Genomic DNA, 26,087 nt, shown 5'->3' on the forward strand with positions numbered 1-26,087 from the left:
CTATTCCAATGCCTCGCATGCATTTTTAATAAGTAGAGTGGTTGTTAATGCGCCAACTCCTCCAGGTACTGGAGTAACATATTCTGCTATTTCAATTACATCATCGAATTTTACATCTCCTGTTATCTTACCATTAAATGAAGAAGTCCCTACATCGATAACTATAGCTCCTTTTTTAACAAAATCTTTATCAACGAAGTTTGGTCTACCAATAGCTACTACAAGTACGTCAGCTGTTTTAGCTATTTCCTTTAAGTTTTCTGTTTTTGAGTGGCATACAGTTACTGTCATGTCTTCACTTAATAGAAGTTGAAATACTGGCTTTCCTACTATATCACTTCTACCTATAACTACTGCATTCTTACCTCTAAGATTCATATTTAAAGATCTTAAAAGAGTAATAACACTGTTTGGGGTACAAGGAAGAAAACATTTTTCTCCTTTATAAAATCTTCCCATTGATTCATTTGTTAAACAATCAATATCCTTATCTGGATCTATAACTGATGTTACTCTTTTTTCATTAATATGCTTTGGAAGTGGTAATTGAAGTATTATACCTTGAACTTCAGTATCCAAATTCAATTCATTAATTCTTGCTATGAGAAAATCTTCTGTAATGTTTTCTTCTAGTAAAATTTTATCAAAATTAACCCCAAGACTTAACGCTACTTTTTCTTGAGCATTTTGATAGTATATAGACCCACCATCATTTCCTACTAATATAGATGCTATCTTAGGAATTTGAAGATTTTTCTCTTTTCTATCTTTAATAAAGCTTGAGATCTCTTCTTTAATTCCAGCTGCTATTATTCTTCCATCTAGTATTTTTCCCATAGTGTTCCCCCCCATAAACATTAAATTTCTTTATTAATACTGTCTAATACTCCATTCACAAAAGAAACAGATTTTTCATCAGAGTATTCCTTTGTAAGTTCTAGAGCTTCATTTATTGAAACTTTATTTGGTATATCTTCAATAAATAATATTTCTGCAACTGCTATTCTTAAAATAGACAGATTCACCTTTGATATTCTATCTAATTTCCATCCCCTTAAATAAGGTTCAATCTTCTTATCAATTTGTTCCTTATGGGTATTAATTAGATTTAATGTATCTAATATGTAGTTTGTTTCAAGAACAGTTTTATCCTCATTATAATTATCTATAAAGTTTTCAAATATTTCTTCTGGACTTTCTTTGGATATTTCCATACTGTAACAAAGCTCCATTGCTACTTTTCTTGATTTCTTTCTATTCATAAGTACCTCCAACATATATCTTTATTATTGTCCTTTTCAAATTGTTTAATCACCATTAATATATTCTATCACATAGAAATGCCCTCTGAAAACCAGAGGGCAAAAATTAATTATTTTTCTTTTTGTTCCTTTTCTTCCTTAGGCACAACTATATTGTGAACGCTTATGTTTACACTAGATACCTTAAGTCCAGTCATAACCTCTACCGTCTTCTTAACATTTTCTTGAACTTGAGAAATAATCTCTGGTATTTTTACACCATATGAAACAGCTAAAATCATATCAATTACTGCTTCATCTTCATTTACTGTAACCTTTACACCCTTACCAACATTTTTTTTACCTATTTGAAATATAGGAATTGAAGCAACGTTAGATGTATATTCGTATACTCCATTTATTTCGGAAGCTGCTATTCCAGCAATCACACTCACTACCTCGTCAGATATTCTTATTATACCTAAACTTTCGTCTCTTACCATTTCTTCCATGATAATAACCTCCTGTTAGCTTTTAGCCTTTATCTTATGATAATTATACCAAAATAAGAATGTCAATACAATGTTATTGCTTAACTTCTATTGAAACATCTTTAATATTAGAAATATTTATAACTGCTTCTAAAATTTCATTTGCTTGTTTTTGTGATAATTCATCCTTACTTTTAACTGTAACCTTTGCTTTATTTCCATCAATTGAGCATAATGCATCATCATATCCCTTGCCCTTTACAGCCAATTCAATTTTAGATGCATAGTTTTTACTCATTACGAGTGTACTTAACTGTTTAGATGCCTCATCTTTTTCTTCTTTAGGAGTATTAGGGTTGTCTATAACTTTGTTAAGTGAATCAATAGTAGTTGAATCAATTTGTTCCTTTTGATTTCTTTGATCATAAAAATAATCATTAGCTTTTGTAGCATCCTTATTCTTGTCCTCATTATTAGTATTGATTGTTGGATTTAAAGCAGTCGGTGAGTCTGGAAGTGATCCGTTCACTTTAGCAGCTAAAACTCCCACACATACGATTAAAGCTAAAAGTGTAAAAATAATCCCAAATTGTTTTTTTGTCATTTTTCTCTCCTCCCATCTATTTTCTATAAAATTATATGCTGCTATTTCATTGGATATACATTTATCTTATCCATTGATATATCATAAAGCCCAGCACATGCTTTTGTGATATCATATTTTACCTTTGAACTATCTGCACCTTGTGCAACTATCACTATTCCAGTTACTTTCGGTTTTTCAGTCTTTAGTATAAGTGGATCATTGCCATTATTGGCCATTACAACTTTACTATTGCTATTTTTCTGATTTGTTACCCTTTCCCCTGAATCTTTATCCTTTTCTTCTGTTACACTAGTTTGATCCGTAGTATCCACGGCTGGAACTTTTGACTCACTCCCTTCAAAATACATCATTACCTGAACATCACCAACGCCTTTTATATTTTGTAATATATTTCTTAATGATTCTCTTTGCGCATCCTCATAAGTTGAAATCTGTTTATCATCTTGATTTTTAACTGTACTTTTCTCTTGATTACTTGTATTATTAGCTAATGTTAGTTTTGAGGAACTCCCTTTATTAAAAAAACTTAATACAATAAGTGCAAATAAAGCTATTATTACAACTGCTATTACATTCATCATCCTTTGATCTTTTATCATGGATAATATTTTTTTCTTGAAATCATCCTTATTCATAACATCCTCCTTAACTTTTATAAAATACTTTTATCTTATCTTTATTTACTCCAAATTCTTCACTAATAGCGTCTTTTATTCCATCCTTTTCTTTAATGTTAGCTTCTTCTTTATCCTCATCTTCACCGATCTTAATTTTACTTATTGGTTTTATCTTCTTCGAACTTATATAAATATTCACATTTTTAATCTCTATATTATACTTTTCTAAATCTATATCTCCTTGAAATTCACTTTCAAAATCAATATCTTTATATTTTTTCTTTAAAATTGAATTTGCATTATTTTGAAGATTTGTTATTATCTTTTCTTTAGTTTCTTTATTAGAATTCTTAATATTTGAATTATCTAGATTACTACTACTTTCAAGCTTTACTTGATTATTAATTATTTCATTTACAAAACTAGCATCACTATTTCCAAATAGCTGTAATATTGGTTTCAATAAAACAACGATTAAAACTAGTCCTAAAACGAACTTTACGTACTTTTTAAAAGAATTATTTACTATAAGCATCTCTATAGCTGTCATAAAAACCAAGGTAAATGCTATGTCAATAACCCACTCTTTTATTAACTCCATTTTATCCTCCTACTACAAACTTACCGGTAGAAGCCATTATTGCAATCATAACAAAAAACATTAAAGATATTGAAAGCATACAAGAAATAATCATTACAACAAAATCGCCTACTGAAGCTATACAATTTGTTATTCTACTATCACATATTGGTTCAACTAAGGCTGCCGAGAGCTTGTACATGACGGTAATCATGATAAGCTTAATGATAGGTATAAGAACAATGAAAATAACAACTAACAATCCTAAGGATGATATTGCATTTTTTAATAACACTGCATAGCCAGCAACTGAGGCAATCGCATCAGAAAAAGCTTTTCCTACAATAGGTATAAAATTATCAACAGCAAATTTTGCAGTTTTTAGTGTTACTGCATCAATAGCAGTTGAAGTTATCCCTCTTATTGTAAGTAATCCAATTAAAATGGTTACTAGGATTCCTTGAACCCAAAGAGTCACTTGTTTAAATAGTTTGCAAATATTTGTTATCTTATGATCATTAGATAAATTATTAACGAAATTTAAAACAAAACTCATTAGTATCATTGGAATAATAAAGTCAACATATACCCTTGGTGCAATTGTTACTGCGCCCATCAAAATTGGATCCATAGTAACAGCTTCTGTAATTCCACCCACTGAACCTATCATAAATACTAAAACAGGAATTAATGCCATCATAAAATCTGTTAGATTTTGAATGGTTGTTTTTGCTAGATCTATAGTTATTAAAAAGCTTTTAGAAATTATTATTATTAAAATTGCATAGCAGGCGTAGAATGCTATATCACCGTGAGAACCCTTAAAAGCATCTTGTAGATTTCGAAGCAATGAGCATAAAATAGCTATAACTATTATTGATATTAAAAGTTGTAAAACCCCTCTTGCCTCCTTAAAAACTGCACTTAATAATGCTTTTGATAACTCTTTTGTGGATATATCTCCTTTTCCTTGCGTTATATAGGTTTTTATATAATTTCCAACGTTAAGTTCATTCATTAGTTCACTTTCACTTTTCATTTTAGTTACGTAGTCATAAAGTTCTTGAACATTACTGTTTTGCTCCAAATCACTTGTATTGTTATCTAATTCTTTTGCCATTGGAGTCATTACAAGAAAAATATTCATAAAAATTGTTACTAACAAAACTTTTATTATTTTCTTCATTTTATACTCCTACATAATTTTTAATATAGCATCTAATACTCCCATAAGTATTGGCATAGCAATTACCATAATTAAGATTTTAGCCGCAACTTCTATTCTAGAAGCTATTCCATTTGCTCCTGCCTCATTACAAACCTCCATAGCAAAAGATGCTAGATAAGTAATACCAACAATTTTTAATACAAGTGTTACATAAAATGTATCAACATTTGCTTTTGTAGATATATCTCTTAAAAAATTTATTACTTCCGTTAAAGGGTTAAGTAGAAATAATAATATAATCACTCCACTAACTAAAGAAATTAACGCAGCAATATTTTGTTTTGTCTCTTTAAAATATAAAAACAAAAATAGTGTTACTAGCGAAAATGCTACTATTTTTACAATTTCCATTTCTCCTCCTAGAACATAAACATAGTTTTAATAGAATCAAATAACTTTGCAATTAAATTTACAATCATAAGAAGTATTATCACCACTCCTGCAATATTAGTTAATGTTGCAACATCATCTTTACCTGATGATTTAAGTACTCTTTCTAAAATTACAATCAAAAGTCCAGCTGCTCCAATTTTAAATAACAAAGTAATATCTAACATCATACCCTCCCACTTATATTAAAAATATAACTATAGCTGCACCAAGGCTCATACCTAAGCATCTATACATCTTGCAGTTCTTATTTTTCAAATCTTTAGCTTCATTAATTTGTTCTCGCATATTCGATAAAACTAGCTTAAATATCTTCTCTTGTCCAAAAACGCCTGATTCACCTAAAGATTTTGAGAAGTCAAGTAGTATGTTTTCATCTTCATCCCTTAAACATAACTGTTCCTTATAAGTTTTAAGAGAATTATCAAAAGCAACATAAACATCTTCTACGTTATTTTCTTTTAAGTCATTTGCAATGTTACTAAAAAAACTCCTCCATTCCCCAGTATACTTAAAACTTATTTCTTCAAAAGTTTCTGGTAATGGTGTATTAACGTATAATATTTGATTTTCCATATAAACGATAGATTTTTCTAATATCTTAAGACTTTCATACCTCTTTACATATCTTTGAGCAAAATTAAATCCAAGATATGTAGAACATAAAAATATGCCCAAAAACAAAACATATCTAATCATTTAATCCCTCTCCTCTATTATCCTTACATTTTCAATTGTTCCCGGTCCCCTTCTATTACTTAACTCAATTACTCTTTTTAAAATTTTATTATCTAGTAGCCCCCTAAATATTTTTCTATTATATAAATCATTGATATCAAACCCATGTATTGTTGTTATTATATTAACTCCAGAATTGTAAGCTGATATTAATGCTTCTACATCTTTATCTGAACCAATTTCATCACAAATTAGAACCTCAGGAGACATACTCCTAATTGCCATTAACATTCCTTCACTCTTAATACAGTTGTCAAATACATCAGTTCTGATACCTACATCCATTTGTGGTATACCTTGAAATGAACCAGCTATTTCGCTTCTTTCATCAATTATTGATACCTTTCTACCTGCAATTCCCTTGCTTTTCATACCATTTGATATATTCCTTGAAATATCTCTTAACAATGTTGTTTTTCCACATTTAGGTGGGGAGATAATTATTGTGTTTAGAATTCTTCCCCCTTCTGTAATTAATGGAATTAATCCATCTGAAATTCCTTTCATTTCTTTTGTAATTCTTATATTTACAGAAGATATATTTCTTAGGGTTTTTATTTTATTATTATCTATAACCCATTCTCCTGTTATCCCAACTCTATGCCCTCCATTTATAGTTATAAATCCTTGTTTAATATCTTCTTCGAATGCATAAAATGAATAATTGGCCATTCTTTTCGCAACTATCCTTATATCCTCAAGTTTACATATATAGTTTGATATAAACTCTCTATGATTAGTTACTATAATCAACGGTAAATTTGTTCTCATCCTAATTTCTTGTACTTCCTCTATTTTAAATTCAGTAATGTGACCCAAAATATCCTTTGGTAATATATCCAATACCGAACTATATTTATTCATATTATCACCTCCACTTACAGTAAATTGTATTTACCAAGTTTCAAAAATATAACTACATAAATAAAATATGTAAAACTGTTAATTAAAATTTTCGATTCTTAAAAAATGAAAAAAGCACATCAAAATGGTTCTTAACCATTTGATGTGCTCATACTTTGCTATTTTACTTAATTTATATTTTCCCCACAGAAAGGACAAGGGATTGAGATACCTGATTCTAGCGCACTACTTTCAATAAAAATAGGTTTGTTACACTTAGTACAAGTTACTTCTTTAAAATCATCCTCAATATCTTCTAAATCTTCAATTGACACTTCTTCAAACAAATCTTCTTGTATTTCAGAAATATCATTGTCTAAGAATTCAACATTTTCTTGTATTGTTTCAACATTAACTTGAATTCCCTCAACTTTATCATTTAAATTATCAATTAATAGCAACAATGATTTTATTATTTCTTTATTTTCTGAGTCTTTTAGACTTTCCACGGCTTCTTGAATTTTATAGAATTCACTTTTAAAATCCATTTTTGCACTTCCTTCTTAATAATAAAAGTGCTAAGTCAATCAATGACTTAGCCACAAATACTAAACTCTTTCCATGTAATCCCCAGTTCTTGTGTCGATTCTTATAACATCGCCTTCATTAACAAACATAGGAACCATTACTACAGCATTAGTTTCTACAGTTGCTTGTTTTAAAGAATTTGTTGCTGTATTACCTTTTACTCCTGGCTCAGTTTCAGTAATTAAAAGTTCAACAAAGTTTGGAGCTTCTACAGAAAATGCTTGACCTTTATAGAATTTTATAACAGCAAACATGTTCTCTTTTAAGTATTTAATTGCTTCTTCAACTTTTTCATAGTTAAGAGGTATTTGTTCAAATGTTTCTTGATCCATGAAGTAGTATAATTCTCCATCAGAATATAAATATTGCATTTCTTTTCTTTCGATAACTGCTTCTTGGAACTTTTCAGTTGGGTTAAATGTTCTATCAGTAACTCCACCTGCTATTACGTTTCTTAATTTTGTTCTTACAAATGCTGCACCCTTACCTGGTTTTACATGTAAGAAATCTACAACGTTATAAACTTGTCCATCATATTCAAAAGTAGTACCTTTTCTTAAATCACTTGCTGAAATCATTAAGTATCCCTCCAAATTGTATTAATCATTATATATTATAACCCTAAAATCCAAAATAATACTTTCATATATCCTAAAAAAGGGTTACATTGTCTTTTTACAACAATGATATTTTATCAAAAGTATTGATTAATTGCAAATACTTTAGCTAAAATATTGAATTTCACCTATTATAAGTATATTCTATGTATGAAGAAAATTCAACAAAAGCAGACATATTCCACTTTTCATTAATTTTCTCTATTTTTAGATTATTTATTCCTTGTATAAATTTATTTGAATTAAATTCATTGAGTATTTTTAATAATTCCTCTTCTGTACCTAGATAGGAGACTTCAAAGTTTATTCTATCCTTAGCTTTTGTTTCCTTTAATATTATTATGTCTTTGTATTTCCCCAGTATATTTAATGCACTATTATGATTTATGCTTATTTGGCTTTTTCTTATTTTACTTTCAGGAAGATTGATATTAATTAAAAAACTCTGTCCTAAGGATAAGATAAGAAAAATAATAAATTTAATAATTATGGATCTTTCCATTAAAGTTCTCCCTTAATTTCAATATTATCCTTGTTGTAATTTATATCTTTGATGTTAACCTTCCCTTCTTCATCTATCTTTTTAATCTTATTCATTGCTGAGCTTGATTCATCCGCATTTATTATTTTTATATAAAAACTATTATTATCTATTCGTACATTAGTATTTTCTTCTTTTGAGAACTCTAATATGTATTTTATTTTCTCTTCATTAAAATTATTTTTTGATGTTTTTAATACTGGCTTACTTTCCTTGAATGAAGTAAGTTGTATAATTTTTTTTACTGCAATTGGTAATAGCACTATATTAATTATAAGAAGTATATTAATTAAATTTTTAAATCTTTTAGTACTTTTTTTCTTCTCTTTTATACTAATTTCTATTGGTATGAAGTTTTTATATATTCTCATATAAATACCTTTCTTAATTCTTCTATATTAAAGTAATCAAGTTTTTTTTCATCGCCTCTTATCATTAATTCCATATCTTTAATTTTTTCCGCACTCTTAAATTCATCGATTACACTAAATAAACTTTCTTTTTCGATATTTTCTACTTCTTTTATAAAACCCATGTATCCATTAACTATTCCTAAAGCAATTGCATAACCCTCTTCAATGTAAAATATCATTCCACATTTATTTTTAATTTTTCTTTTAAACTTTTCAAATAAAAACACTTCATAAGGCCTTATTTTTTTAATACATGCCTTTTCAATTATTTTGTTTAATACAAAAGGTTTTATAACAGAGTATATAATAAGTGTTTTATTTTTCTTATCATATATATAATGAAATAGTTTATCCTTTGAATTAAAAAAGTTGCTATTAATTGTTTCATATATAAGTTTCTTATCAGGTTTCTTATTTATATTTATTTTAGTGATCATTAGTGTTTCACCCTTGATTACTATATTGATATTACCTTTTATAAGAGAATCATACTTATTGATCTCTCTTATATAAAACTCTTTGTTTTCATTAATAAATGTGATTTTATCTTTAGTTATTAGTAATTCTTTATTTAGTGCCATTCTACATAACTCCTTCATAATATGTATCCTCAATCAAATAAATTTCTCCATCATTGTAGTCAAAATCAAATCTATACTTTAATTTACCAGCCTCAAGCTTACGTATAAATATAATTTTATTTTGAGCTATATCATAATAAACTTGATTTTCACCACTCTTTGCAATTATATTATTATTTTTCAAGAAATCTTCTAAGTCTTTCTTTTCTTTAAAAGTGTTTTTATTAATTTGAGATATGTAATTATTAATAAGTTTTATATCATTTTCTCCCATAGTTTTTATTTGATTTTCTTTAAAAGGATAGATGTATTCTTTTGAGATATTAATTGACACTAATTTATATATAGAGACAACAAGTATTGAAAAAATCATAATGTAAATTAATAATATAGCTGAGATTTGTCCCTTCTTACAAGCTAAATACCTCTTCATAATTTTTATCATTTACTTTAACAAAAAAATAAACCAATTTACCCTTTTGTATAAATTTTACCTCCTTAACATCCTCCATGATTTTATTTACAGTAGTTAATTTCCCATCTGTATAATAAAAAACTCCTAAAGCTTCGCCCTTATACATTGCTATTTCTTCAGATTTATTTTCTACTCCATAACTTATCTTTAGCTTATTACCTATTACCTCATATTTTTTAACTTGAGCTCTATTTATATTGCTCTCAATTGAGATTATTCCATTTGAGAACTTATCCTCATCTAGACTATTTTTGCAATAACTTTTCTTAAAATCTATTAAGTCCACAATTATCCTAAGCATAAAACATAGTAATATGCTTGATATAAATAAATATATTATAGTTTCAACTAGGATTACTCCTTTTTTCATTTCTATCTTACATTTCTTGATATACAAACCTCCTCACTTACCATATTACTATCAAACTTACTAACCTTTTGCTCAAGCTTTAATTTTATAGTATTCTCACTATTTAATTTTTGAATTTTTATGTATTTATCACTACTATTAACTGAAGTATCAAGTAGATCTGTAATATTATTACTTATAATTCTATTTATATCTAAGTTTTCAGAATTTATATACAAGTTTTCACTATCCTTAAATGCTGCCAGAAGCTTATTATATTCTGCATTATAGAGCAATTCCTTTTTTACACTCTTAAAAATCACAGTCTCTTTTCTCATCTCTTCTCTATAAACTAAAACCTTTTTTGCATTATCATAGCACTTAATTGAAATAAAAAATAAGATGCATAAAACAGCAATTACTAAAGGAATTTCTATTAATACTAACCCTTTATTTTTATTTAACATTTATATACTCACTTCCTGCTGTAATAGATAATACGTCTTTCTCAAGCCTTCCCTTTTTAACTGAAATTGTTGTTGATATATTAGCTTCTCCATTAGGGTCAAGTAAGAATATATTCTTACCATTTGAATATTTAAAAACATAACCATTTGGTAATTGATATTTTTTAATTAATAATCCTTTTTTATCATATATACTTATTCCCTTATCAGAAATAGCTACTTTGATGTATTGATTAGTATATTTACTCTTTAGTTTTCCAAAGCAAATACTATCCTCAGTAAATACTTTTATTTCATCGATTTTATCTTCATTTATTATTTTTACTAATGGTTTTATAAAAACAAAAGTTATACTTATAATTACCATAAGTACTGCAACTGAACAAAGTAATTCTATTAGTGTAAATCCTCTTTTTTTCACAACTTAACCCCATCATATATTGGCAATAAAAAAATAATAAACATAGAAATTATAACTGTACTTATAATTAAAATAATTATTGGCTCAATTATAGTTGTTAAAGTAGATGTTTTATATGTTATTTGTTTTTCTTTTTCTTCTGCTAATGATTTTAGCCTTACACTTAATGTTCCAGTTTCTTCGCCAATTCTTATGAAGGAAATTGTATATAATGATATGCAGCTCATTTCATCAAGTATTAAACTTAAAGCTTTACCTTGGATTAAGTTTTCATAAATAAATAGTACTTTTTCTTTTACTATTGGAATATTAATCTCGTTTCCAAACTGATAAAGTGCATTTTGCACATTAACTCCACTTTGAAAAATCAAATAAAAAACTTGAATAATATAAAATTCCGTAAATTGATTAAAGAATTTTAATTTTCCAATGATCTTAATAATTCTTGTATTAAAAACCTTAAATACCAAAATATACGGAATTAATATTACATAGCAAACTATATAAATACAGCTAACTACTGGCATTTTATCAAAGCTTTCTCTTAAGTTGAAAACCAACTTACAAATACCTTTAGGAACAATTTCTAGAGAAGAATACATATCAATAAATTGCGGTAGTAAATAAATGAACATTACCACAGAAATTAAAATAATTAAGGAAATTAGTATTATAGGATAAACAAGTGCATTAACTATTTTTTTCTTAATTGTATATAGGTTTTTATAAAAGTTTCCTAGAGAATCAAGGGTTTCTTGTAGTTTACCAGTGTTCTCACCAATCAATATCATTTCTTTGAATATTACTGGGAAAATATATAAACCTTCCATTGCTTTAGAAATGCTATATCCTTCCCTTACCTTATCTCTAACTAAAGTAATTGCTTCCTTATGATATTTATTTTTCAAATTAAAATGAATCATTTCAAAGGATTCGTCAATTGGTATACCACAATTTATGGTGTTTGCTAAGGATTCAGCTATATAACATAAAGTTAGATTATCAATTCTATGTGCTTTACTACGCTTCAATATTCTCTCCTTCAAGAAAATTCATATAAGTATCTAAGCTAATTACGCCTTCCTCTAAGAGATTTTTAAGTCTTGTAAAAAAACTGCTGCTAAACCTTGAACCTACTTCCCCTCTTAAGTATTCTTTTATATTTGCTTTTTCTATGTCTTTAATAAACAGCATGTCATAAATTAGCATTCTCCCTTGAGTTCCAGTATAATTACATTCTTCACAGCCAGTACCCTTATAATAAACCTCCATGCTAATCTTGTTTTTATTTCTAATTTCATCACTGATTTTATGAACAGTATTACATTTACTACAATTCCTTTTAACTAATCTCTGAGAAATCACTAATATCAATGAATCCATTAGTAAATACTCTTCTATACCCATCTCTTTTAATCTTGAAAAAACTTCATATGGGCTTTTAGTATGAATTGTTGTATATACCTTATGTCCAGTAATTGCAGCTCTTACTGCAATTCTTGCTGTTTCCTCATCACGTATTTCCCCAATCATTATAATATCTGGATCTTGCCTTAATATGCTTCTTAATCCAGTTGAAAATGTTATTCCAGCTTTGATATTTACGCCAACTTGGTTTATCCCATTTATTAGCATCTCTACTGGATCTTCAATTGTTGTAATATTTACATCTTTACCTTTTTCTTCATTAAGTATTGAATACAATGTGGTTGATTTTCCTGAACCTGTAGGTCCATTTACAACTATCATCCCATTTCTTACTGCAAGGGCTCTTTTAAGCAAACTTAAATCATCTTTAGAAAAATTAAGACTTTCTAGATTGTATTTATCCCAGTTGTTATAAAGCACTCTTATTACTATCTTTTCACCATAATAGGTTGGAAGTGTTGAAACTCTTAAATCTAATAATTCCCCATTTTTCATGTTATGCAACATCTTTCCATCCTGTGGCCTTAATTTATCTGAAAAATCCATGTTACTTTTTATCTTAATTCTAGTTGCTATATTTAAATATTTATCCTTATCAATCTTAAAAGCTAAAATTAACGAACCATTTAATCTATATTTAATTAGCACCTCTTTTTCAAATGGCTCAAAATGAATGTCTGATGCTTTTTTACTTATTGCATCATTAATTATATTCCCCTCAGTGTCTATGTCTTTTTTATATATTCTTACTCCAAAACCATCCTTAATTAACTTTTTTATACTCTTCTCAGTAGACTTAATTGGAACAATAGCAGTAGAAAAGTTTTGCTCAAGATACTTTATCATTTCAGCTGATACACTACTCATAGCTACATATACTTTTCCATTGTATCTACCTATTGGAATAATATTATACTTTTCACATATGTCTAATGGAACTTCCTTGAGTAACCCTATATCGATATTGTCTAATGATAATTCTCCACCTAGGTTCATTTAATCACCCCCAGTTGAGATTATTATCATATTTCCATTTTTTTAATCAAAAAAAGAAACAAATTATTGCTAATTTGTTTCTATAAAAGAGTATTGTCCAGTTTTTTTAGATTTAATTTTTACTGTTCCGTCAACCGAAACAAGTTCATATACATCTTCCTTAGAGGAAGAGTCATCATATCCTATGAAAAGTATATTCCCTTCTAGGTCTTTTTCTATACCCTTCTCTAAATCGATATTCTTAGGAAAATCATATACTAATTTTTTTAATTTACCATCACTTAAAAGATACAGTGAAGATAAACCATCTTTCTTTTTTCCTAATATAAATATCTTATCTTCTAACACAATTATGTCATTTATATTCTGTACTTCTGTAGTTAATACTTGTACTTTACTATTATCAATATCAAAGGAATTCAGTAATTTATTGCCATCAAAATCAGATGTTAAATAAATTATTTTATTACCTTCTATACTTATGTACTCTATTGCCCCTTTCTTTATATCAAGCAAAAGTTTTTCATTATTAGTTTTAGTGTTATAAAGAAATATTCCATTTAATTTACTTTCAGCTTTCACTCCATAATAAATGATTGAATCATTATCTAACCAACCATAATTGTTCCCTGAAATAAGTGTATTGCTTTTTAGTTCTTTAAACTTTTTATTTGAGGAATCAAATATACCTAATGTTACATTATTTTCTTTTATTTCTTTAGAATAAAACACCTTATTCCCGCTAGGTGATAGTTTAACATCCTTTATATCTTTCCAATCATCTATTACATTTTCTGTATTTTCATTACCTAATATAAGATTTTTAGAATTGTTCTCTGTTTTTTCCCTTAAATAGCTATTTTCTTTTTTATTATAATTTATCAATGTTCCTTCTTCATTGTCTGAAAGCTTTATATTTTTCTCTAAATCTAATATAATTTGCATTTTTCCGTTATTATAGTAATTAACACTACCTTGTACCACTTTACTATAATCCTTGAATACACTTTTATTTTTATCTGATTTTACATTATTATCACAAGAATATAAATTTAAAGATAAAACTGCAAGTACTAAAGGATATGTTGCTTTTTTAATTTTCATAACTTAATCTAAATATCCTCCTATTTATAAAAAGTGATTTATCTATTAATGCATTTTTCTATTTTATTTACTCCCCTAAATAGTTCAGCCTATAGAAATTCTTGATACTAATGTTTTAAAAATGTTATACTAAATTTATGTTTTTAATGAAAGGAAGATTTCTATGGCTTTAGACGGTATTTTTTTACACTATTTGGTTGATGAGTTAAAACCATCATTAATTGGTGCTAAAATTGATAAAATAAATCAGCCTGAAAAGGATGAAATAATATTAACCTTAAGGACTGGAGGCGAAAATAAGAAATTTCTTATTTCAGCATCTAGTAAACACCCTCGTTTTCATTTTACTAAAGAACCTAAAGCAAATCCACTAAAAGCCCCAATGTTTTTAATGGTTTTGAGAAAATATCTATCAAGTGGCAAAATTGTAGATGTTATCCAATATCAAAATGATAGAATAATAACTCTCTACATTGAAGCTATGGATGAACTTGGGTTCAACTCTCTATATAAGCTAGTTATTGAAATAATGGGTAGACATAGTAATATTACTTTAATAAGGGACAGAGATAATAAAATCATGGAATGTATAAAACACATATCATCTGACGTAAATTCATACCGTGTCTTATTTCCAGGTGTAACTTACGTATTCCCTCCAGATAGTAATAAATTAAATCCATTTAACTTTAACAAGGATGAGCTTGTTCAAATTTATAGTGAAAAATCAATTGAATTAGATAAAAACATGTTTTTCAATTTATTTACTGGTATAAGTAAACTTCTTAGTTCTGAAATGTTTGACGTTTATTCAAAAAACACCGGAGATAATTCAATTGAAAAAATTTCAGATTTTACTATAAACTATTTTAAAAATCTTGAATCACAAATTAAATTCCTGCTTTTTAAAGATAATGAGGAATTTAAAGATTTTTATATAACATCTATAAAAAATTATATGAACTTAAATTGTGAAGAGTTCCAAGATCCCTCTGAGTTACTAGAATTATTTTTTAAAGGTAAGGATAAACAGGATAGAATTAAATCTAAATCAAGTGGCCTTCAAAAAATCATCAATACTAATATAGAAAGATGTAATAAAAAGTTAAGTATACTAACTTCTACATTAAATGAATGTAAGAAGAAAGATAGCTATAAGATTAAAGGTGACCTACTTACAGCATACATTTATAGTATAAAAAAGGGTGACAATTCAATTAAACTTTTAAATTTTTATAATGAAAATGAAGAAGAATATTTGGATATTGATCTTGATACAAATAAAACCCCTTCAGAAAATATTCAATATTATTATAAGAAATATAATAAACTAAAAAAATCTGAGGAAAATGCCCTTGAGCAACTAAGCAAAAATGATGAAGAATTAGAATATCTTAAATCTGTACTTTCGAATCTCGAGAATTCAGAACAATATTCAGATATTGATGATATAAAGAAGGAATTAATTGAAACAGGATATATAAGATTCAAGAAGAGTCCTAAAGATAAAAAGGATAAGGCAACTAAACCACTTCATTTCATTTCTAGTGATGGAATAGATATTTTTGTGGGTAAAAATAATATCCAAAATGATTATCTTACTTTAAAGTTTGCACACAAAGAAGATACTTGGCTTCATACAAAGGATATACCAGGTTCTCATGTAATAATTAAAGGTGGAAATATCCCTGATAGTACCCTTGTAGAAGCAGCTAACCTAGCAGCTTATTATAGCAAAGGAAAACTGTCTTCAAATATTCCTATTGACTATACTAAAGTTAAATATGTAAAAAAACCAAACTCAGCTAAACCGGGAATGGTTATTTATACAAATAATAAAACTATCTATGTTAATCCAATTGAACCTAATTTAATAAGAAAATAAAAAAGCAGGGCATTAATTAATTAATGCTCTGCTTTCATTGAAACTTTATTTTCTAAAATATTCATAATAGTAACATTTTAATCTACCATTATATAACTTTCTGTTTTTATCTGACTTAAGTCCAAAAAGTTTCTGAAAATCTTCATATGAAGTTAGAATATTCATCTGAACTTTTGGATTACTTTCTTTTAGTTCACCAAGCTTCTTGTATAAAACTCTAATTTCTGCTTCCTCACCAATTCTTTCTCCATATGGAGGGTTAGAAATTATAAATACATCATCTTTTTTAAGTTCAAACTCTTTAAAATCTTGCTTATGGAATTCAATATTTCCTGAAACACCAGCAAGCCTTGCATTATCCTTAGCAACAGACAATAATCTACCATTTATATCATAACCGAATAGTTTGATATTATTATTCTTTATTGACTTTCTTGCTCCATCTCTCACTTGATCCCAAAGGGATTTAGACATATTAGGCCATTCTTCACTAACAAATTTTCTATTTAATCCTGGTGCCATATCCCTTGCAATCATTGCAGCTTCAATTAATATTGTTCCTGAACCGCAAAAAGGATCAATTAAAGTTTCTTTACCAGACCACTTAGATAAAAGAACCATAGCTGCTGCAAGTGTTTCTTTTAGTGGTGCCTCACCTGCTTTTTCCCTATATCCTCTTTTATGTAATCCAAGTCCAGATGTATCCACGGATAATGTTGCCTTATCTTTTAATAAGGATATTTCTGTCTTGTACACAGGACCATCCTCTGAAAAAATTGTTCTATTGTACTTCTCTTGCATACTTGTAACTATAGCCTTTTTAACTATTGATTGACAATCTGGTACTGAATGTAATGTAGACTTAACCGATTTCCCAGTTACATGCATTTTACCATCTACCGGTATTAATGCCCCCCAATTTATAGCTTTTGTACCTTGAAATAGCTCTTCAAAACTTCTAGCTTCAAATTCTCCCATATTTATTAATATTCTTTCTGCAGTTCTTAAATGTATGTTAGCTATGACAATATCTAATTCATCTCCAGTGAAATGAACTTTACCATTTTCAAGTATCAATTCATCATATCCTAAAGATTTTAGTTCCTTTGCTACTACTGATTCTAGCCCAAAGGCAGATGTTGCGATTAAATTATAATCCATTAAATATGCTCCTTTTACTTTTCATATATTTTAACAGAATCTTCTTTGTCTATTTCCTTAATTTCTACAGCTATTACCTCAGAGCCTGAAGTTGGAATGTTTTTACCAACATAATCAGCTCTTATAGGAAGTTCTTTATGTCCCCTATCAATAAGTACAGCAAGTTGTATTGATTTAGGTCTTTGATAATCAATTATAGCATCAATTGCAGCTCTGGCAGTTCTGCATGTAAATAGAACATCATCTATTATAATAACCTTTTTATTTTTTATCTCAATTCCTATATCATTATCGGATACAGAAGGAGCTTGACCAATTTCACCTAAATCATCTCTATAAAGAGTAATATCTACCTTCCCTACCGGAACCTCTATACCTTCTATATTTTTTATTTGTTCAGCAATTCTTTGTGCTAAAGGATATCCTCGTCTTTTAATACCTATAAGTACTATATCTTCAACACCTTTATTTTTTTCGATAATCTCATGAGATATTCTAATCAAGCTTCGTCTTATTGCATTTTCGTCTAATAAGATTGATTTTAATTTCATTTTTCCACCTATCCCCTTAATTTTTTAATTGCTTCTTGAAAATATTCAGGAAGTTCTGAAGAAAACTCCATATATTCTTTTGTACTTGGATGTATAAAACCTAATACTCTTGCATGTAGCATTTGCCCATTCGTTGAAGTTTTTTGCTTTTTAAATCCATAAACAGGGTCTCCAACTAAAGGGTGTCCTATTTTAGCCATATGCACTCTTATCTGATGGGTTCTACCAGTTTCCAAATTACATTTAATAAGAGTACATTTATCATATACTTCTATAACCTCATAATGTGTAATTGCTTCCCTTCCATCTTCAACAATTGCCATCTTAATTCTCTCTTTTGGATGCCTTCCAATAGGTGCATTTACTGTTCCTTTTAAGTCTTTTACCCTACCTTCAACTAAAGCAATATACTCTCTTTTCATAGAATGATCCTTTAGTTGCTTTGATAAAAAGCTATGACTTTGATCATTTTTAGCTATTACTAATACTCCTGATGTATCTTTATCAATCCTATGTACTATTCCAGGTCTAATTACACCATTTATTCCTGAAAGATCTTTACAGTGAAATAATAAAGCATTAACTAATGTTCCTGTATAATTTCCAGGAGCTGGATGTACAACCATGCCCTGTGGTTTATTTACTACTATTACATCTTTATCTTCATAAATTATATCAAGTGGAATATTTTCAGCTTCAACCTGAAGATTTGTAGCCTCAGGTAACTCTACGCTAACCACATCATTTATTTTTAATTTATAACTACTTTTTATATTCTTTTCATTTACTAAAACATTTTTAGAATCTATCAATTCTTGAATAAAACTTCTAGACTTATCCGTTAAGACTTCGGATAAATACTTATCTATTCGCATATCGACAAACTCTTCATTTACACTTAACCTTATTAATTCCATAATAATTATTGCCTCTCCCGCTAAAACTAATCTGGTAAACTTGCTTTATATTGATCGTTGCTAATCTTTTCTATTGGATCAACATATTCATCATCATCATTATAAAGATTATCTGAATTATCTATACTATAATAATCATCTACTTTATTATAGTTATATACATCTTGATAATTATCAACAGTTCCATCTACAATATTTTCTTTTCTATTTGCATGATCAAAGTAAAACGGATTTTCTAAAACCTTTTCTTCAACAGGTCTCTCTATTTCACTTGTTTCAGAAGAAATTTTCTTTTGACATTCAATGCAATACTCAGCATAAGGTATAAAATCTAATCTTTCCTTTGATATTTCATTTCCACAGTATTTGCACTTACCATATGTACCATTTTCAATAGAATCTAATGATCTTTCAATTTGATAGTAAATTTTATCCTCTCTGGCTTTTAGTGCAATTCCTGTTTCCATAGTATAAATTTCTCCAGCTGTATCAGCAGGATGATTGTCATAATGAGATATTTCAGATGCTACCTCTATGTTAGTATAAATCATATCATTATCTCTAAGATTTTTTATAATTTTTTCAACTTCTTCCTTTTCACTCAATAGTTTCTTTTTATAAAGCTTCATTAAATTGTCGTCCATAATACCACCCTCTTTTGATTTTTTAAATCTAACTTCAACATATATGATTCTCACTTATAGGGTTTTTATAGAAAACTTAACTTATTCTTTCATAAAAAAGTAATTAGTTTAACTTAAACCCTATATTATTGTTATATATGTTGTCGATTAGAATTACTCATATATATTCTTATCAAAATCAAGTAATATTATTATTACAATATACTCTTAATTTACATATTATAAAGTATATGATAAATTTAAGCTAACTAAATTTCAAGAGATTTCTAAAAAAAAAGAAGCAAAATCTATACAGATTTTGCACTTAAAACTATTTATTTGCAAAAAAACTTTTTATTTGATCAAGATCGGTATTACTAACTTCTTCTTCAATTGATTCATTAGTTATTGGTTCCTCTTCAATAGTTCTTTCTTCTATAACTTCTTCTACAGGAGTACCAATGCTATAATTTTTAATTACTTCTTTCTCCAAATCATCAAAAGTTTCTAGTTGTGTATTCATAAAGTTTCTAAACTTAGCTCTAAATCTTACAAATTCTTGCTTCACTTTATCATATTCATCATTAATTTGTATTACATCTCCATGAGCCTTATCTAATATTTTTTGTGCTGCATCGTTTGCATTCTTTACAATTAAATCAGCCTCTTTTTGTGATGAAGATCTTGCTTGTTCTGCTGCATTTTGAGCTAATAAAAGAGTATTTTGAATTGTATTTTCAATCTTATTATAGTGATCTAACTTTTCAGTTAAATTTGTTACAGTATCCTTTAGGTGAGAATTTTCTTTGTAAATCTCTTCATAGTTTTCAACTATTTCATCAAGAAATTCATCTACTTCTTCTGGACTGTATCCTCTAAGCCCTCTTTTAAACTCCTTATTACTTATGTCTGCTGGAGTAATTTTCATACGTATCACCTCTACATTATGTATATTTTTTTATTTTAATTCTTAGTTTATCACTTTTTGTTTTCCCAACTATTTCACTAATTAGATACTTACCTTTGCCTCTTATAGTAATTCTTGAATCTAATTTTACCTCTGAGCTCTTATTAATATCATCAGAGTAATCTATAAGTACTTTCCCAGAGTCAACAAGTTTTACTGCATTGGCTCTTGAACAATTAGCAATTTCACTTACTATTGCATCTGCTCTAAGTGAAGCTACACTAATAATTGACTCAGTAAAATCCATATGTGGTAATTCCTCTATATCAGCTACCAATTCAACAGTACAAGGATTTTTGCCTACAGAAATAAGGTTTTCAATTATAAACTTGCCAATTTCATCACAAGCTACAAAATAGCACTTATTATCTTTAATAACTAAATCCCCAATTTTATTTCTCTTTATTCCTAAAGACAATATTGCACCTAAATAATCCTTGTGCTCTAAAACTTTAAACTTTGAATTGTTTATTATTTTTAGCACTGTAATAGGGTACGGAGTATTATAGCCATTGTTGAATGAAATCATTCTTCTTTCACTTTCCTCAAATACACCGTTGCACTCTATTTTCATTACATGAGATAACCTTTTGTAAAAAAAGTTCCATATATTAGGGGTTAAAAAATCCTGTGTAAAAATAGTAGTTTCATATTGCATAGAAATATTAGCCTTCTCCAAAACAGATTGTGCTAAATTTAATTCTTCTCCTGTAAAATGTGCAATTAATTCTTTTTTATCAATCATTTTTTATAATAACCTAAATAATAAAGATTGTATGAATTGTATTGCAAGTAATGCTAATAATGGAGAAAAATCAATTGGTAGATTTAAATTAAGTCTATCTTGTAGTCTTCTAAAAGGCTCCATTATAGGACCAGTAAATTTATTTAATGAACGATATATATTAACAGCATAACCCATTTGAGCTGCCATAGATAATATAACATCCAAAATTATAGCCCACTCTAATATTTTAAAAAGCAAAAGTATAGCTATCACACGATTTCAATCCCTTCTTTAATAGTAATTATATTCTTAAATCTGAGTATAAATAAGAGTATTCTTCACTATACTATTTACTCCAATTAAATATTCCCTTTGATGATAATTCACTTTTCAATTCATTTGTTACTTCAACATTTGAAGGTGATAGTATATATACCCCTTTTTCAACTTCTTGAAGTTCCCCAGCTAATGCAAAGCATGCACCAGAAACGAAATCTAATAGTCTTTGTGCAATTTTAGTTTCAAGAGCAGTAGAGTTTATAACTACTATTCTTCTAGCTTTTAATGCCTCACATATTTCAGTAGCATCATCATATACTGTAGGTTTTTTAATTGTTACCTTTGCTGACGAAGAAGTATGTATATTAACTACTTTATTACTCTTTTTATTAGAGATAATCGGTTCAACTTCTTCAACCTCATCCATTAATTCATCATCTTCAAAATCTTCGTATTCGTCATCGTATTCTCCAAATCCAAATAATCCTTTTACTTTATCAACCATTTTAGCTGCCATCTTTTATTTACCTCCTAATTATATATTCTTTGGCCGAATATTCCTTCACCGATTCTAACCATATTACTACCTTCTTCAATTGCAGTTTTATAGTCTTTAGTCATTCCCATTGAAAGATATTCCATTTGAACATTTTTGTAATTCTTTTCACTTAGGGTATTCCAAATTCCCTTTGTTTTTCTAAAGTAGAACCTATTACTTTCTACATCTCCTTTAGGTATTATTACCATAATTCCTAAAGCTTTAACATAGTTACACTTTTCAATTTCTTCAATGATATTTTCAATGTCCTCCTCAAAAATACCCGTTTTACTTTCCTCTTTACCAATATTTATCTGTATAAGAACTCTTGCAATCATATTTTCAGCACTATATACCTTTTCTATTTGCTGCAAAAGTTTAATTGAATCGAGTGAATGTATTAAGTGTACTTTTCCAACTAGGTATTTAACTTTATTGGTTTGAAGGTGTCCTATGAGATGCCATCTAACATCCTTATGAAATCTATCGTACTTTTCCATAAGTTCTTGAACTTTATTTTCTCCAAAGTCCCTCATTCCACATTCATATGCATCTTCTAAATCTTGTAATGGTTTAGTTTTTGAAACGGCTATAAGTGTTACTTTATCAGGTATTTCTTTTTGTATATTAAATATATTTTCTCTTATACTCAACCTATCAGCCCCTTACCCTAATTATATTCTCCAAAACATAGCAATTTCCTTCAAATTTACATATTTATTATACTATAAAGTAGTGATTTTTTCTATAAATATTATAATATATATAATTCTCATTAAAATAACTTTAACTACATCAGTTACCTTTTATAGTTATATGTAGAAAAATAATCGTCAAGGCGATTATTTATTTTTTACACTTTAATGGATTATATAGGATTTTTATATAAAACTTAATTCATTCTTGTTTGAAAAGTCAGTTTCTGGTCCTTTTTAGGCATAATTATATTAACATTTGAACTTAAAAGTCTCTAGTAAATTCTTAGTTTATATTTAAACTTATAATATTATCTTAAAATTAAAATATTATAAGTTCCTAAAAAGTAAAAAAAGCACCTTCTATTTAATATAGGGTGCTAAAAAATTTGGTGCTATTGACTTTTTTTCAATTGCAGGTAAAACAATATTGGTTTCTTCTTCAATTTCTACTCTTAATCCTCTATTCTTTAGAAATCTTAAATAACCATTTTCATCCTGAAGAGATTCTTTCATGAGCTTAGCATCACCAATAACTTCCACCTCGAAAGGTGCTGGGAGCTGAACATCATCAATATTTAAAAAGGCAGCATTACATATAATAAAGGAGTTAGGTAAAACTCTTTGCTTATTTATTGCAATTGCTTCTCCTCCAGCATTTCTAATCTCATTTATAACATTAGCCATATCTTCATCATGAAGTATTTTTAATTTTGTAAGTATAGGGTCATACATACCATTTTCATCGATACTTAAATCACCATCATTTAAGGTTATTTTAAGTCCTGGTCCTGTTACTTCTTCAAAACCATCAACCATTTTATTTAATTTAAGCTGAGCCTTCAAATCCTCAACTACTTTGTCATCCTTTTTTCCTGATGAAGAATATTCATTTATCTTTTGAATAATCTTATAGTTATCATCTTTTAAGTCACTTACTTCTTTTCTTAACTTATTTCTTTTCTCAACAGCATCGCTATACTCTTTAGTAGTTAGTTGTATGTTTGATGAAACTTTTGAAAAGTTTATGTTTAATGCAATAAGTATTCCAACAATAATTGATGCTATAAAAACAAATACACTCGATTCATTTTGCTTCATAATTAAACCTCCACTAGTGAGATTTTGCTTTTTCTAATAGAAGTCTTCTTATAATTGCAAAATTATCGAATATTCTACCTCCAAAAACAATAACTGCGGCTATATATATTGGTATACCAAGCTTATCACCTAAGTAAGCAAGTGCTGCTGCTAATGCAGCATTACCAAAAAATCCTGAAATAAAAACATCTGCTTGAAAGTTCTTTGATAATGTTGCTCTTATAGCTCCAAAAACAGAATCCAAACATGCAAGTATAGCCACTGACATATAAGGTGAAAACTTATCTGGTATATTGATTTGAGTAGTTATTCCTATTATAATTCCAACAAGTAATCCTAAAAATGCTATCATCTAAACACCCCTTTATTTAACAGGTTTTATAAAATTCGTATTCAAACCTTTTGTACTTTTATTAATGACAATTTCGTCCTCTGGGACAATTTTCTTATTATAGTTGTGTAAACTCCCAACCTCTAATGTTCCTCCAAAATTAAGTATAGATTGTAGTTTTGCTTTATCTCCTACAGCTTTTACAACAATTTCAGTTTTGGGATCAACCTTACCTTCACTGCCAATCCATATATAATTATTAGAGAACTTGATTCCAGTTTGAGGTGTTATCCTGTAATCATTAATTGCTATAGCTTCAGCTCCAGCATAAAGTAAATTGTTGACTATATGAACTAAATCAGTTTCTCCTAATGCTGTATTACCCATATCATTTTGGGTTGAAAATATATCCTTTTTAGGATTAATATATAAAGTTATACCTGTTCCTTTAACATCAATTGAGCCTGTAATCATTCTAGTATCATCTAAATCTTTCTTTAGCTGTTTATCTAAATTACTTGAATTTGTTGACGCATCCTCAATTTTCTTCAATTGATCTTGAAGATCTCCATTACGTTTATTGGCATCATCTCTTTCTTTCTTTAGCTGCTCAATTTCTGCTAAGACATCAGTTTGATTATAATTTTGTTGAGTAGATTTTTCCTTATTACTAATAAGCTTAAACTGATATGATAAAAGGAAGCCTAATAGAGCGCAAACTACTGCTACTGCAAGCTGTGAATATATTTTTTTCATACATGACCTCCTATTCTTCTACGATAATCGGATTGGTATTAAATCTTACATCTATGTAACCCTTTGTCATATTATGACTCTTTAAAATATTAATTGCACTGTTGAGCTTATTTTGTAAAGTATATTCTGAACCTATTCTAATCATTACTTCACCATAATAAATATTTATATTTGTTGTATCACTTAAATCAAGTAATGAGAACTTTATATTAGATGTGTTAGCTGCAAACAGCTTTCCAAAGGAACCTACTAACTTTTCCATCTTTTCATCCTTAGTTATATAACTTCCTAAACTTTTATTATTAATGTTAATGCCTTTAAGATTTATTAATGCAGTATTTCCTTTTTCATTTTTTATTTCTATTATCTTACCTTCTTCATCTAATATATAGGTTTCACCGTTATCTTCAATTGAAAATGTTGGCTTCTTTTCAATAATATCTACACTTACTTTATTCGGTAATTTTTTAGAAACCTTTGCTTCTTTAACATAGGCTTCTTTTTCAATTACTTCTTCAATAGTTTGTCTTTTTACCGAAAAAATATTTTTCCCTTTAAAAGCATTCAATTTTCCACTTATATAATCTTCTTTTAATATAGGATTTTCATTATTATTTTTAACACTTATTTGAGAAATATTAAAAGTTGGAGCTTTTAATAAAAACAAAATAAATAACCCTAAAAATAATATAAATAAGGCTAACAATTTTTTTATCTTCTGTTTTTTTCTTCTAACTTCTATATATTTGTTATTTTGTGGCTGCACTTGAATTCTCCTTAATTTCCTTTTACTTAATAATATCACTTTACATTACATATTTCATTACAATTTTCTTAATTT

General features: G+C 27.8%; 37 protein-coding genes. 1 reads left to right on the top strand and 36 read right to left on the bottom strand.

From position 1 onward, the window contains the following. From JK634_RS04305 to JK634_RS04415, 23 genes are all read right to left on the bottom strand, one after another. Positions 1-837 carry a bifunctional methylenetetrahydrofolate dehydrogenase/methenyltetrahydrofolate cyclohydrolase gene (locus JK634_RS04305; protein WP_202766388.1) on the bottom strand — a complete coding sequence of 279 codons (837 nt, stop codon included), beginning with the start codon at positions 835-837 and terminating at the stop codon, positions 1-3. A gap of 20 nt (positions 838-857) precedes the next feature. Continuing rightward, positions 858-1,262: a transcription antitermination factor NusB gene (gene nusB, locus JK634_RS04310; RefSeq protein WP_202766389.1), complete on the bottom strand. Its 405-nt coding sequence runs from the start codon at positions 1,260-1,262 to the stop codon at positions 858-860. A gap of 110 nt (positions 1,263-1,372) precedes the next feature. Further along, entirely contained in the window at positions 1,373-1,753 is a 381-nt protein-coding gene (locus tag JK634_RS04315) for an Asp23/Gls24 family envelope stress response protein (protein WP_202766390.1), read from the bottom strand. A gap of 73 nt (positions 1,754-1,826) precedes the next feature. After that, positions 1,827-2,336 carry a SpoIIIAH-like family protein gene (locus JK634_RS04320; RefSeq protein WP_202766391.1) on the bottom strand — a complete coding sequence of 170 codons (510 nt, stop codon included), beginning with the start codon at positions 2,334-2,336 and terminating at the stop codon, positions 1,827-1,829. Between the two features lie 41 nt (positions 2,337-2,377). Next, entirely contained in the window at positions 2,378-2,974 is a 597-nt protein-coding gene (gene spoIIIAG / locus JK634_RS04325; protein WP_202766392.1) for a stage III sporulation protein AG, read from the bottom strand. Between the two features lie 10 nt (positions 2,975-2,984). Further along, on the bottom strand, positions 2,985-3,557 hold the full coding sequence (gene spoIIIAF, locus JK634_RS04330) for a stage III sporulation protein AF (RefSeq protein WP_202766393.1): 573 nt from the start codon (positions 3,555-3,557) through the stop codon (positions 2,985-2,987). A gap of 1 nt (position 3,558) precedes the next feature. Continuing rightward, positions 3,559-4,722, bottom strand: coding sequence for a stage III sporulation protein AE (spoIIIAE, locus tag JK634_RS04335; RefSeq protein WP_202766394.1), 1,164 nt, complete (start codon positions 4,720-4,722; stop codon positions 3,559-3,561). 9 nt (positions 4,723-4,731) lie between these two features. Further along, positions 4,732-5,115: a stage III sporulation protein AD gene (gene spoIIIAD, locus JK634_RS04340; protein ID WP_202766395.1), complete on the bottom strand. Its 384-nt coding sequence runs from the start codon at positions 5,113-5,115 to the stop codon at positions 4,732-4,734. Between the two features lie 8 nt (positions 5,116-5,123). Next, the gene (gene spoIIIAC / locus JK634_RS04345; protein WP_202766396.1) at positions 5,124-5,321 is read right to left on the bottom strand and encodes a stage III sporulation protein AC; all 198 of its coding nucleotides are present in this window, start codon (positions 5,319-5,321) and stop codon (positions 5,124-5,126) included. A gap of 13 nt (positions 5,322-5,334) precedes the next feature. Then, positions 5,335-5,853: a stage III sporulation protein SpoIIIAB gene (spoIIIAB, locus tag JK634_RS04350; protein WP_202766397.1), complete on the bottom strand. Its 519-nt coding sequence runs from the start codon at positions 5,851-5,853 to the stop codon at positions 5,335-5,337. After that, positions 5,854-6,756 carry a stage III sporulation protein AA gene (gene spoIIIAA / locus JK634_RS04355; protein ID WP_202766398.1) on the bottom strand — a complete coding sequence of 301 codons (903 nt, stop codon included), beginning with the start codon at positions 6,754-6,756 and terminating at the stop codon, positions 5,854-5,856. Between the two features lie 167 nt (positions 6,757-6,923). After that, positions 6,924-7,283 carry a CD1247 N-terminal domain-containing protein gene (locus JK634_RS04360; protein ID WP_202766399.1) on the bottom strand — a complete coding sequence of 120 codons (360 nt, stop codon included), beginning with the start codon at positions 7,281-7,283 and terminating at the stop codon, positions 6,924-6,926. A 60-nt stretch (positions 7,284-7,343) separates the two neighbouring features. After that, on the bottom strand, positions 7,344-7,901 hold the full coding sequence (efp, locus tag JK634_RS04365) for an elongation factor P (protein WP_202766400.1): 558 nt from the start codon (positions 7,899-7,901) through the stop codon (positions 7,344-7,346). A 163-nt stretch (positions 7,902-8,064) separates the two neighbouring features. Continuing rightward, entirely contained in the window at positions 8,065-8,442 is a 378-nt protein-coding gene (locus JK634_RS04370; protein ID WP_202766401.1) for a hypothetical protein, read from the bottom strand. Next, complete coding sequence (locus JK634_RS04375; RefSeq protein ID WP_202766402.1) at positions 8,442-8,852, bottom strand: hypothetical protein; 411 nt, start codon at positions 8,850-8,852, stop codon at positions 8,442-8,444. Before JK634_RS04375 ends, JK634_RS04370 begins: the two co-directional genes overlap by 1 nt. Further along, positions 8,849-9,493, bottom strand: a complete 645-nt coding sequence (locus JK634_RS04380) for a hypothetical protein (RefSeq protein WP_202766403.1) — start codon at positions 9,491-9,493, stop codon at positions 8,849-8,851. The genes JK634_RS04375 and JK634_RS04380 overlap by 4 nt, the downstream gene beginning before the upstream one ends. Beyond that, positions 9,477-9,908, bottom strand: a complete 432-nt coding sequence (locus tag JK634_RS04385; protein WP_202766404.1) for a hypothetical protein — start codon at positions 9,906-9,908, stop codon at positions 9,477-9,479. Before JK634_RS04385 ends, JK634_RS04380 begins: the two co-directional genes overlap by 17 nt. Further along, positions 9,886-10,347: a hypothetical protein gene (locus JK634_RS04390; protein ID WP_202766405.1), complete on the bottom strand. Its 462-nt coding sequence runs from the start codon at positions 10,345-10,347 to the stop codon at positions 9,886-9,888. The genes JK634_RS04385 and JK634_RS04390 overlap by 23 nt, the downstream gene beginning before the upstream one ends. Beyond that, positions 10,323-10,766 carry a hypothetical protein gene (locus JK634_RS04395; RefSeq protein ID WP_202766406.1) on the bottom strand — a complete coding sequence of 148 codons (444 nt, stop codon included), beginning with the start codon at positions 10,764-10,766 and terminating at the stop codon, positions 10,323-10,325. Before JK634_RS04395 ends, JK634_RS04390 begins: the two co-directional genes overlap by 25 nt. Then, positions 10,756-11,187, bottom strand: a complete 432-nt coding sequence (locus tag JK634_RS04400; RefSeq protein ID WP_202766407.1) for a prepilin-type N-terminal cleavage/methylation domain-containing protein — start codon at positions 11,185-11,187, stop codon at positions 10,756-10,758. Before JK634_RS04400 ends, JK634_RS04395 begins: the two co-directional genes overlap by 11 nt. Beyond that, a complete protein-coding gene (locus JK634_RS04405) occupies positions 11,184-12,218 on the bottom strand; it encodes a type II secretion system F family protein (protein WP_202766408.1) in 1,035 nt (344 codons plus the stop codon). The genes JK634_RS04400 and JK634_RS04405 overlap by 4 nt, the downstream gene beginning before the upstream one ends. After that, on the bottom strand, positions 12,208-13,611 hold the full coding sequence (locus JK634_RS04410; RefSeq protein ID WP_202766409.1) for a GspE/PulE family protein: 1,404 nt from the start codon (positions 13,609-13,611) through the stop codon (positions 12,208-12,210). Before JK634_RS04410 ends, JK634_RS04405 begins: the two co-directional genes overlap by 11 nt. A gap of 69 nt (positions 13,612-13,680) precedes the next feature. After that, the gene (locus JK634_RS04415) at positions 13,681-14,715 is read right to left on the bottom strand and encodes a hypothetical protein (protein WP_202766410.1); all 1,035 of its coding nucleotides are present in this window, start codon (positions 14,713-14,715) and stop codon (positions 13,681-13,683) included. Between the two features lie 163 nt (positions 14,716-14,878). Between JK634_RS04415 and JK634_RS04420 the strand changes: the two genes are divergently transcribed. Further along, a complete protein-coding gene (locus JK634_RS04420; protein WP_202766411.1) occupies positions 14,879-16,600 on the top strand; it encodes an Rqc2 family fibronectin-binding protein in 1,722 nt (573 codons plus the stop codon). Between the two features lie 45 nt (positions 16,601-16,645). Here JK634_RS04420 and JK634_RS04425 read toward each other — a convergent pair whose 3' ends face one another. From JK634_RS04425 to JK634_RS04485, 13 genes are all read right to left on the bottom strand, one after another. Continuing rightward, a complete protein-coding gene (locus JK634_RS04425) occupies positions 16,646-17,761 on the bottom strand; it encodes a THUMP domain-containing class I SAM-dependent RNA methyltransferase (protein ID WP_202766412.1) in 1,116 nt (371 codons plus the stop codon). 14 nt (positions 17,762-17,775) lie between these two features. Then, positions 17,776-18,312, bottom strand: coding sequence for a bifunctional pyr operon transcriptional regulator/uracil phosphoribosyltransferase PyrR (pyrR, locus tag JK634_RS04430; protein WP_202766413.1), 537 nt, complete (start codon positions 18,310-18,312; stop codon positions 17,776-17,778). 8 nt (positions 18,313-18,320) lie between these two features. After that, positions 18,321-19,229 carry an RluA family pseudouridine synthase gene (locus tag JK634_RS04435; protein WP_202766414.1) on the bottom strand — a complete coding sequence of 303 codons (909 nt, stop codon included), beginning with the start codon at positions 19,227-19,229 and terminating at the stop codon, positions 18,321-18,323. 26 nt (positions 19,230-19,255) lie between these two features. Then, on the bottom strand, positions 19,256-19,873 hold the full coding sequence (locus tag JK634_RS04440) for a TraR/DksA C4-type zinc finger protein (RefSeq protein ID WP_202766415.1): 618 nt from the start codon (positions 19,871-19,873) through the stop codon (positions 19,256-19,258). 310 nt (positions 19,874-20,183) lie between these two features. Next, positions 20,184-20,780, bottom strand: a complete 597-nt coding sequence (locus JK634_RS04445) for a DivIVA domain-containing protein (protein WP_202766416.1) — start codon at positions 20,778-20,780, stop codon at positions 20,184-20,186. A gap of 16 nt (positions 20,781-20,796) precedes the next feature. After that, positions 20,797-21,564: a YlmH family RNA-binding protein gene (locus tag JK634_RS04450; protein ID WP_202766417.1), complete on the bottom strand. Its 768-nt coding sequence runs from the start codon at positions 21,562-21,564 to the stop codon at positions 20,797-20,799. Between the two features lie 3 nt (positions 21,565-21,567). After that, positions 21,568-21,819: a YggT family protein gene (locus tag JK634_RS04455; RefSeq protein WP_202766418.1), complete on the bottom strand. Its 252-nt coding sequence runs from the start codon at positions 21,817-21,819 to the stop codon at positions 21,568-21,570. 73 nt (positions 21,820-21,892) lie between these two features. Continuing rightward, positions 21,893-22,342 carry a cell division protein SepF gene (locus JK634_RS04460; protein ID WP_202766419.1) on the bottom strand — a complete coding sequence of 150 codons (450 nt, stop codon included), beginning with the start codon at positions 22,340-22,342 and terminating at the stop codon, positions 21,893-21,895. Positions 22,343-22,356: 14 nt separating this feature from the next. Further along, positions 22,357-23,016, bottom strand: a complete 660-nt coding sequence (locus JK634_RS04465) for a YggS family pyridoxal phosphate-dependent enzyme (protein WP_202766420.1) — start codon at positions 23,014-23,016, stop codon at positions 22,357-22,359. A 405-nt stretch (positions 23,017-23,421) separates the two neighbouring features. Further along, a complete protein-coding gene (locus JK634_RS04470; RefSeq protein ID WP_202766421.1) occupies positions 23,422-24,159 on the bottom strand; it encodes a DUF881 domain-containing protein in 738 nt (245 codons plus the stop codon). A gap of 13 nt (positions 24,160-24,172) precedes the next feature. Then, positions 24,173-24,511 (bottom strand): small basic family protein, encoded by a 339-nt coding sequence (locus JK634_RS04475; RefSeq protein WP_202766422.1) that lies wholly within the window; start codon positions 24,509-24,511, stop codon positions 24,173-24,175. A 12-nt stretch (positions 24,512-24,523) separates the two neighbouring features. Continuing rightward, entirely contained in the window at positions 24,524-25,246 is a 723-nt protein-coding gene (locus tag JK634_RS04480) for a DUF881 domain-containing protein (protein ID WP_202766423.1), read from the bottom strand. 10 nt (positions 25,247-25,256) lie between these two features. Next, the gene (locus JK634_RS04485; protein ID WP_202766424.1) at positions 25,257-26,012 is read right to left on the bottom strand and encodes a cell division protein FtsQ/DivIB; all 756 of its coding nucleotides are present in this window, start codon (positions 26,010-26,012) and stop codon (positions 25,257-25,259) included. Positions 26,013-26,087 lie beyond the last annotated feature (75 nt).

Origin of the sequence: Clostridium paridis (assembly GCF_016765615.1) — a bacterium.
Classification (GTDB): domain Bacteria; phylum Bacillota; class Clostridia; order Clostridiales; family Clostridiaceae; genus Clostridium_T; species Clostridium_T paridis.